The 8774-nt window shown below is 72.9% G+C and carries 7 protein-coding genes; 5 read left to right on the top strand and 2 right to left on the bottom strand.

Going from position 1 to position 8774, the window contains the following annotated elements; translation table 11 throughout:
• Positions 1 to 310: 310 nt before the first annotated feature.
• Positions 311 to 1012, bottom strand: a complete 702-nt coding sequence (locus tag ABD811_RS43725; protein WP_344959714.1) for a class I SAM-dependent DNA methyltransferase — start codon at positions 1010 to 1012, stop codon at positions 311 to 313.
• 343 nt (positions 1013 to 1355) lie between these two features.
• On the opposite strand from ABD811_RS43725, the gene murA reads away from it, so the two are divergent.
• Positions 1356 to 2657, top strand: a complete 1302-nt coding sequence (murA, locus tag ABD811_RS43720) for a UDP-N-acetylglucosamine 1-carboxyvinyltransferase (RefSeq protein WP_344959712.1) — start codon at positions 1356 to 1358, stop codon at positions 2655 to 2657.
• A 307-nt stretch (positions 2658 to 2964) separates the two neighbouring features.
• Positions 2965 to 4491, top strand: a complete 1527-nt coding sequence (locus ABD811_RS43715) for a P-loop ATPase, Sll1717 family (RefSeq protein ID WP_344959710.1) — start codon at positions 2965 to 2967, stop codon at positions 4489 to 4491.
• A 27-nt stretch (positions 4492 to 4518) separates the two neighbouring features.
• Here the strand turns inward: ABD811_RS43715 and ABD811_RS43710 are convergent, their stop codons facing one another.
• On the bottom strand, positions 4519 to 5664 hold the full coding sequence (locus ABD811_RS43710; RefSeq protein ID WP_344959708.1) for an FAD-dependent oxidoreductase: 1146 nt from the start codon (positions 5662 to 5664) through the stop codon (positions 4519 to 4521).
• Positions 5665 to 5831: 167 nt separating this feature from the next.
• Here ABD811_RS43710 and ABD811_RS43705 point away from each other — a divergent pair, with 167 nt between their 5' ends.
• The 3 genes from ABD811_RS43705 to ABD811_RS43695 form a co-directional block, all read left to right on the top strand.
• Entirely contained in the window at positions 5832 to 6767 is a 936-nt protein-coding gene (locus ABD811_RS43705) for an aldo/keto reductase (protein ID WP_344959706.1), read from the top strand.
• Between the two features lie 77 nt (positions 6768 to 6844).
• Positions 6845 to 7585, top strand: coding sequence for a GntR family transcriptional regulator (locus ABD811_RS43700; protein WP_344959704.1), 741 nt, complete (start codon positions 6845 to 6847; stop codon positions 7583 to 7585).
• A 111-nt stretch (positions 7586 to 7696) separates the two neighbouring features.
• On the top strand, positions 7697 to 8774 hold a 1078-nt coding region (locus tag ABD811_RS43695), incomplete at its 3' end, for an FAD-dependent monooxygenase (RefSeq protein ID WP_344959702.1).

Raw genomic sequence — 8774 nt, 5'->3', positions numbered from 1 at the left:
TAAGCTCTTCAGCGCCGATGGTACTGCATGGGAGACTGTGTGGGAGAGTAGGACGCCGCCGGACATTCTCTTCTGGAAGGCCCCCGCCGTGACGGCGGGGGCCTTCCGCATTTTCGGCAGATGTTTCAAATCGCCTGTGGAGCGGCACGGCCTGCGCTGACGCGGCCCGCCCATGGCCCAGGATGGGCTCCGGCTCGACCCGTTCCAGGCCGACCTGCCCAACCGGATATAGGCAGGCCGGCTTCATCCATTACCGCCTGGCCGCCGTGTCCCAGGCTCCACCAGGCCGCTCCAGAGACAAACGGTCAAGTCAGCCGGACTTGCGCCAGACCAAGGCGGCGGACACAGGGTGGTTGCGGAACCGTTCCCACTTGGGCTTCAGGGCGATCCAACGGTCGTCGACGGTGCCCTCGCGCATTTCCGCCAGCGTCCACCCGGCCCGAACCCCCGCCATGACGTGGTCGCTGAACAGGTGGACGTGGGTCGCGATGGCGATGGGCTCACCCGAGGCGCTGGTGAAGTGGGTGGGCATTCCGGTCGTCATGATGAAGTGCGGGTGGAAGGCCACGATCACGAACAGCGCGCCCGGCTCGGCGACCCGCCACGCCTCCGCGTACAGCGGGCCCAGGTCGGGCAGGTGCTCGTCGATGAGCGACGCGATGACCAGGTCGTACGCGCCGTCCTCAAGCCCCGTGTCGGTTACGTCGGCCTCGTGGAGGCGGTCATGCACCTTCCGGGACCGCGCGACGGCCAGCATCTCGGGCGTCAGGTCGACGCCGTCGATCGAGGAGACGCCGTTGCGGCGCAGCCACGCGGCGGTGCGGCCGGTGCCGCAGCCCAGGTCCACGGCGCGGCGCACGGTCTCCCAGGACGGCTCGGTCAGGTCCTCCAGGAGCGCGATGTCCATCGCGTCCTCGACCGTGTCCTCGTATGTCGTCACCCACTGCCCATAGCCGGTCCGGACGTCCACCATTCGGTAACCGCGCGTGTCGAAGTCTGCGAAGCTCAGCACCCGAGCATTATTCCGGTCCGCCCGCAACGGGCGCGATCGAATATCACACGGCCGGGCGGCCGGCATCCGGACGTTACCGTGCGAGTTCATCCGACGGCCGCCCCCCGCCGAGCCGTTCTCCAGGTCCGGTGCACCTGCAGGCTCGCGAGCGATCGGTGCAAGGGCATGGCCGTGGCCGCCGGCTGTGTGGGACGGCAGACCGCATCACCGCGGTGGCCGGATGCTCCGGAGAGCGGTGTGCGGGCGTCCCCGGAGACGGGTGGGGCTGCGGGGGCGCGACGCGAGTGGGCGGGCGGGTTTCGGTGCGGTTGGTGTGCGCGGGTGCGGGTCATAGTCTGCTCAGGTGACTGAAAAGGTGTGGGAGATCGAACCGTCCGGGCCGTTGCGCGGGGACGTGACGGTGCGCGGGGCGAAGAACGCGGTCAGCAAGCACATGGTGGCGGCGATGCTGGGGGACGGGCCCAGCACCATCGGCAACGCCCCCGAGGTGGGCGAGGTGGAGATCACCGCGGCGATGCTGGAGCACCTGGGCATGGCGGTGGAGCGGTCCGGTGACGAGATCACCGTGGTGCCCGGGGCGGTGGCCGATCCGGGGGTGCCGAAGGCGTTCACCGGGCTGAACCGCATCCCGATCCTGATGCTCGGCCCGCTGCTGCACCTGGCGGGGGAGGCGTTCGTGCCGCTGGTGGGGGGCGATCCGATCGGGCGCCGGCCCATCGACTTCCACGTGGAGGCGCTGCGGGCGTTCGGCGCCCATGTGGAGGTCGCCGAGGACGGGATCCACGCCAACGCCACACGGCTCGTAGGGACGCGGATCGACCTGCCCTATCCGAGCGTGGGCGCCACCGAGACGGTGCTGCTGGCAGCCGTGCGCGCCGAGGGCAAGACGGTGATCCGGGGCGCCGCCACCGAGCCGGAGATCATCGAGCTGGCACTGTTCCTGCAGCGGATGGGGGCGCGGATCGCGTTCGCCCCCGATCGGCGCATCGAGGTGGAGGGCGTGCCGCGGCTGGGCGGGGCGCGGACGCGGCTGGCGGGCGACCGGATCGAGGCGTTCTCCTACCTGGTCGCCGGGCTGGTCACGCGGGGCGAGGTGCGGGTGCACGGCTGTCCGCAGGACCGGCTGGTCACCGCGATCACCACGCTGGACCGGATGGGCGCCCGGTTCGAGATCACCGACGAGTGGATCATGGCGTCGGCGCCGGACGGGCTGCGGCCCGCGGCCGTGCAGACCGACACCCATCCCGGGTTCGCCACCGACTGGCAGACGCCGCTGATGGTGCTGTTCACCCAGGCCGACGGGATGTCGGTGCTGCACGAGACGGTGTACGAGAACCGCCTGGCGTACGTGCCGGCGCTGCAGAGCATGGGCGCGGAGATCGAGGTGTACGACACCTGCCTGGGCGGACCCGCGTGCCGGTACCACGACACGGCGGCGCTGCACTCGGCGGTCGTGCGCGGGGTGTCCAAGCTGCGCGGCGGTGAGGTGACGATGCCGGACATCCGCGCGGGGTTCTCGGCCGTGCTGGCGGCGGCCGTCGCCGAGGGGCCCTCCAGGCTGCGCGGCGTCCACCACATCGAACGCGGCTACCACCGGCCGGTCGAGCAGTTCCGCGCCCTGGGCCTCAATCTGCGTCCTCGTTGACCTCCGCTCCCCATGCGCCCGGCGGGCGGCGTCCGCCGCGCGCCGGGGCGTGAGCCGCGACGCCCGGCTCGCGGCGGGGGGAGGACGTGGCCCGTCCGGCCCCGCCGCGAAGCCCGGCGGGGTGTTTTCGATCGTTGGACGTCGTGGGCGTGGCGTGATGCGGGCGTCCGGGAATCGTTCGACGGCGGATCGGTGGCGGCGGCGGGGTGCGGGCCGGTGACGCTTTTCCGTGGACGCGGACGGTGGGTTGCCGTGCACCCAGCGCGAACGGAGAATCATGCCTGGGACACCAGCGCGCGGAGGTCTCATGGCACGGCTGAAGCTGTCCTCGAGGATTCTGGAACATCTGGACTTCGGCACCCCCTCGGCGGAACGTGACATCGGCCGGGGCCTGGAGAAATGCTTCGTGGAGTCCGCGGCCTACCAGCGCGTCCAGTCCGGCGCCAAGACGATCGTGCTGGGCAACCGGGGGGCCGGGAAGAGCGCCATCTTCCAGATGCTGGCCCGGCAGGAGCGGATCGCCGGAAACAACGTCATCGAACTGTCGCCCGACGACTATTCCTACGAGCTACTCAGCCAGACGCTGGCGGCCGAGCGCAAGGGGTCATGGGCGAAACAGGGCGCCTACGCGGCGGCGTGGAAATACCTCATCTACGTCCTGGTCATGAAGGAGATAGCCCGCAAGGGAATGCGGCTGACCAGGAACGGCGGCGCCGACATCCACCGTTTCATCCGCGACAACTACGCCACCGGGCAACTGGGGCCGATGTCGCTGCTGGTGTCGTACCTCAAACGGCTGGAGGGGGTGAAGCTCGGCCCGCTGGAGGCCGGGATACGCACCCGTGAGCTGGACCGCCTCTACAAGCTGGAGGAGATCCACGACCTGCTGCCGTCGCTGCGCAACGTGCTGAACCGGCGCCGCGTGTCGGTGTTCGTCGACGAGCTCGACCGCGGCTGGGACTCCTCCGAGGACGCCCAGGCGTTCGTGGCGGGGCTGTTCCAGGCGTGCGTGTCGATCAACGAGCTGCATCCGAACCTGCGGGTCTACGTCTCGCTGCGGCAGGAGATGTACGACGACATCCCGGCCCTGTACGACGACGCGCAGAAGCACCGCGACCTGCTGGAGCGCATCCAGTGGACCGAGGAGTCGCTGCTGGAGCTGATCGCCAAGCGGATCCGGCACTCGGCGCGGGAACGCGGCTACGACGCCGAGGCCCTGGACCGGCTGACCGACGAGTCGTGCTGGTCGGCGGTGTTCGCCGGCGAGCCGGGCGGGCCGCGGGCGGGGTCGTTCAGGTACATGGCGGAGCGAACGCTGTACCGGCCGCGGGAGATCATCCAGTTCTGCACCGAGGCGCAGCGGGCGGCCCTCGGCCGCGGCATGGACCTGCCGATGCCGCTGGCGGCCGTCGCGCGGGCCGAGCCGGGCTACTCCTCCGAGCGCGCCCGTGACATCGCCGCCGAGTACCGCTACCAGTACCCGGGGCTGATGAGCGTGTTCGAGGTGTTCCGCGGGCGCGGGCCCACCTTCGCGCGCGACGACCTGGAGATGCTCTGCCTGGAGCTGGCGACCGGCGAGATCCGCACCCGCGACACCGAGTCCTGGCTGTACGACCGCGACCCCGACTCCCTCATCGAGATCCTGTGGCAGGTGGGGTTCCTGACGGCCGAGGGCGGCACGAGGAGCGCGTCGGACCGGACGGGCGGCGGCGTGTTCCTCGGCGCCCACCAGGCGCGTTACCTCAATCTGGCCGCGGCCAAGCGGTTCCAGGTGCATCCGATGTTCCGCTCCTGCCTCGGCATCGAGGAGGTCGCCGCCCCTGCCGCCGGGTGACGCCCCGGCGGCGTCACGCGGCGGACCTCACACGGGGAGAGGGCCGGGCGCCTGGGTGTAGAGCCAGGCGGTGGCTCGCTCGTAGCCGTACCGGAACACCAGCGGCATGACGAGGCTCCGGACGCGGCGGCCGATCGGGCCGGCCGTCTTGGCGTCGCGGTTGGCGCCGGCGGCCTTGACCATCCTGGCGATGCGCGCGCGTCGCCGGGCCTCGTACTCGGCCAGGGCGCGCGGCACGGATCCGGCGGTGTGCAGCGCGGTCGCCAGCACCACGGCGTCCTCCAGCGCCATCGAGGCGCCCTGACCGGAGCCCACGGGGTGCCCGGCGTCGCCCACCAGCACTGTCCGGTCGTCGTGCCACACCGGGACCTGCGCCAGGACGTGGTTGAGAGTCGGCCGAAGCCAGGTGGTCGTCGCCCGCAGGACGGTGGCGGGGGTCTCCTCGTGCCGGTACATCCGCGCGACGGCGTCCAGGTCGACCGCGTCCAGGTCCGGCGGCGTCGGGTCGCTGACCTGCGCCGCCCACCAGACGGTGCCGTCGGGCACCGCGATGTGGATGAACGCGCCGTTGCGCCCGAAGGTCATGTTGAACGTTCCCGGGGCGATGCCGGGGACGCCCGCCGAGATCCCCGAGGCGCTGTAGAAGCCCGCGTAGGCGGGTTCGGGCGCGGCGGGGTCGAGGAGGCGGCGGGTCGCCGACCAGATGCCGTCGGCGCCGACCAGCAGGTCAGCCTCGGCGGTGCGGCCGCTGGCGAACGTCGCCCGCACGCCGCCGGGCACGGCGGCCGCGTCGGCGAGCCGTTCGCCGGTGACGACGCGGGCGCCGGAGCGCTGTGCCGCGGCGCGCAGTTCGTCCACCAGCCGTCCGCGCATCAGCGTGACGCTGCGGACCGGATCGCCGGACGGGCGGCCGCGCGGCATGTCGCCGAGCAGCCGTCCCGACGCCGACCACATCCGCTGCCGGTCGACCTCGAAGCCCGCCCGCCGGACGGCGTCGGCGCAGCCGAGCGTCTCCAGCGCCCGCAGCCCGTTGCGGGCCAGGCTGACGAACGAGCCGACCGGCCCCGCCGGGTCGGGGTAGGCCTCGTACACCGTCACCTCCGCGCCGATCCGGCGCAGCGCGATCGCGCTCGCCGCCCCGGCCACTCCGCCTCCCGCCACGATCACCCGCATCGTCCCGCCTCCCCGAATCTTGATTCGCCGAATTTCAATTCACTGAATGAGGGTTCAGTATGAGATCGGACGCGGGCCGCGGTCAAGGGGACGTCCTGGCCGGATCAGGGCCCGCACATTGCGGTGCACCCGGAATGCCGGCCAGGGCCGGCCGGTTCATCCAGGACATGGCACGCATAGGACACACGGATCTGCACGTCGGCCCGTTCTGCCTGGGGGGCAACGTCTTCGGGTGGAGCGCGGACCGCGACGGCTCGTTCGCCGTCCTGGACGCCTACACCGCGGGCGGCGGCGACTTCATCGACACCGCGGACGTGTACTCGGCGTGGGTGGACGGCCACACCGGGGGAGAGTCGGAGACCATCATCGGCGAGTGGCTCGCGCGGCGCGGGCGGCGCGACGACGTGGTGATCGCCACCAAGGTCGGCTCGCATCCCGACCACCGGGGCCTGGCGCCGAGCACGATCAGGGCCGCGGCCGAGGCGTCGCTGCGCCGGCTGCGGACCGACCACATCGATCTCTACTACATCCACCGGGACGAACCCGACCGGCCCGTCGAGGAGATCCTCGGCGCGCTGGACGAACTGGTGCGCGCGGGCAAGGTCCGGTACATCGGGGCGTCCAACATCGGCGCCGACCGGCTCGCCGGGGCGCTGGCCGCGTCCGAACGCGACGGGCTCGCCCGGTTCGAGGCCGTCCAGCCCGAGTACAACCTCATGTCGCGCGGCACCTACGAGGGCGCGCTCGCGGACGTCGCCAAGCGCAACGGCCTGTCCGCGCTGCCCTACTACGCGCTGGCCTCCGGGTTCCTGACCGGCAAGTACCGTCCGGGCACGACCGTGGACAGCGTGCGGGCGCCCCGGGCACGCCGGTACCTGGAGAGCGAACGCGGCCCGCGGGTGCTGGAGGCGCTCGACCGGGTCGCCGGGGAACAGGGCGTCGAGCCGGCCACGGTGGCGCTGGCCTGGCTGGCGGCCCAGCCCACGGTCGCCATGCCGATCGCCAGCGCCCGCACCGTCGAGCAGCTCGCGCCGCTGATGGCCGTCGTGGACGTGACGCTCACCGTCGAGCAGCTCGCGCTGCTCGACCGCGCCTCGTCCTGACCGGCGCGCCCGGCCGGGGCGCCGCGACGCCCCGGCCGGGAGGCGGGCGAGGGCCGCGGATCGGATAAGAATGGGGTGTGATCGATCCGTCGGCGCCGCTTCCGAAGTACCTCCAGCTTCGGGCCATCCTGCTCGAGATGATCGAGGAGGAGCGACTGCCGGTCGACGCGCCGGTGCCGTCCGAACGCGAGCTGTGCCGCCGGTTCGGCGTGTCGCGGATGACGGTGCGGCAGGCGGTCGACCAGCTGGTGGCCGAGGACCGGCTGCGCCGCATCCCCGGCAAGGGCACGTTCGTGGCCCGGCCGAAGGTGCAGATGCCCAAGGAACTGGTGTCGTTCACCGAGGACATGCGCGCCCGCGGCATGCGGCCCGGCTCGGTCGACCTGACCGGGAGCACCGTCGAGGCCGACGCGCGCCTGGCCCGGCTGTTCGGCGCCGACCGCGGCGCCGAGGTGCACGTCCTGGAACGGCTGCGGCTGGCCGACGGCGAGCCGATGGCGGTGGAACGCTCGCACATCCTGGCCGCCCGCGCGCCCGGCCTGCTGGAGCGCCGCCCGGCGGACGCCTCGCTCTACCGGGTGCTGGAGGAGGAGTACGGGATCGTCCTGGACGCCGGCGAGCAGACCATCGAGGCCGTTCCGGCGGGGGAGCGGGAGGCGGCGCTGCTGGACGTCGAGCCGGGCAGCCCGGTGTTCCTGGTGCAGCAGCGCACGTTCAGCCGGGGCGCGTGCGTCGAGGTCGCCCTCACCACCTACCGCGCCGACCGATACCGCATCCACCTGGGCCTGGAGTCCCCGCATCGCGCAGGGCACGGCTGACCCCGCGCGCCGGGCGGCCGGCCGGACAAATGCGGCCGGGATGTGCGTAGCCCCCGCGGCGCCGGGAATGGCCGCAGGCACAGTCCGACGATCTGGACCGGAGGGGGCGCGATGCCTGCCACCAGGGACGTGGTGATCGTGGGGGCGGGGCCGACCGGCCTGATGCTGGCCGGCGACCTCGCCGCGGCCGGAATCGGCTGCACGGTGCTGGAGCGCCGGGCCGGGGAGTCGCCGCTGACCCGGGCGTTCGCCGTGCACGCGCGCACGCTGGAGCTGCTGGACGCGCGCGGCGTGGCCGACGAGCTGCTGGCCACCGGCACCCGGGTCGGCCACCTGGCGCTGTTCGGGTCCGCCGCGCTGGACCTGTCCGGGCTGCCCGGCCGGTTCCCGTTCGTGCTGGTCACCCCGCAGTACGAGACCGAGCGGGTGCTGGCCGAGCGGGCCCGCGCCGCCGGGGCCGAGATCGTCGAGGGCGCCGAGGTGGTGGACGTCCGGCAGGACCCGGACGGCGTCGACCTGGTCGTCAGCACCGCGGGCGGCGCCCACACCCGCCGCGCCGCCTACGCGGTCGGCTGCGACGGGGTGCGCAGCACCGTGCGCCGCGCCCTCGCGCTGCCATTCCCCGGACGCTCGGTCGTGCGGTCGGTGATGCTGGCCGACGTGCGCCTGGCTGACCCGCCGAGGGAGGTGCTGTCGGTGGGCGCGGTCGGCGACGCGTTCGCGTTCCTGGCGCCGTTCGGCGACGGCTGGTACCGGGTGATCGCCTGGGACCGGCACCGCCAGCCGCCCGACTCCGAACCGGTCGACTTCGACGAGCTGCGCGCGACGACGCGCCGGGCGCTCGGCACCGACCACGGCATGCGCGACCCGCGCTGGACGTCCCGCTTCCACAGCGACGAACGGCAGGTGCCGAGCTACCGGGTGGGGCGGGTGTTCCTGGCCGGGGACGCCGCGCACGTCCACTCCCCGGCGGGCGGGCAGGGCATGAACACCGGCATGCAGGACGCCGCCAACCTCGGGTGGAAGCTGGCCGCCGAGCTGAAGGGCTGGGCGCCGCCCGGGTTGCTGGACACCTACCACGACGAGCGTCACCCGGTCGGCCGCGCGGTGCTGCGCGGCAGCGGCGCGCTGCTGCGGCTGGTGCTGCGTGCGGCCCCCGCGCTGCGCGCCGCCCGCACCGTCGCCGTCG

Origin of the sequence: Actinomadura miaoliensis, assembly GCF_039536785.1 — a bacterium.
Taxonomy (GTDB): Bacteria; Actinomycetota; Actinomycetes; order Streptosporangiales; family Streptosporangiaceae; genus Spirillospora; species Spirillospora miaoliensis.
Note: the sequence above shows the minus strand (reverse complement) of the source record. Positions and strands in the feature narration are given on the sequence as shown.

Excerpts from the sequence above, each read along its gene's own strand:
- ABD811_RS43715 (WP_344959710.1), top strand. The coding sequence starts at position 2,965 with ATGGCACGGCTGAAGCTGTCCTCGAGGATTCTGGAACATCTGGACTTC.
- ABD811_RS43710 (WP_344959708.1), bottom strand. The coding sequence starts at position 5,664 with ATGCGGGTGATCGTGGCGGGAGGCGGAGTGGCCGGGGCGGCGAGCGCG.
- ABD811_RS43705 (WP_344959706.1), top strand. The coding sequence starts at position 5,832 with ATGGCACGCATAGGACACACGGATCTGCACGTCGGCCCGTTCTGCCTG.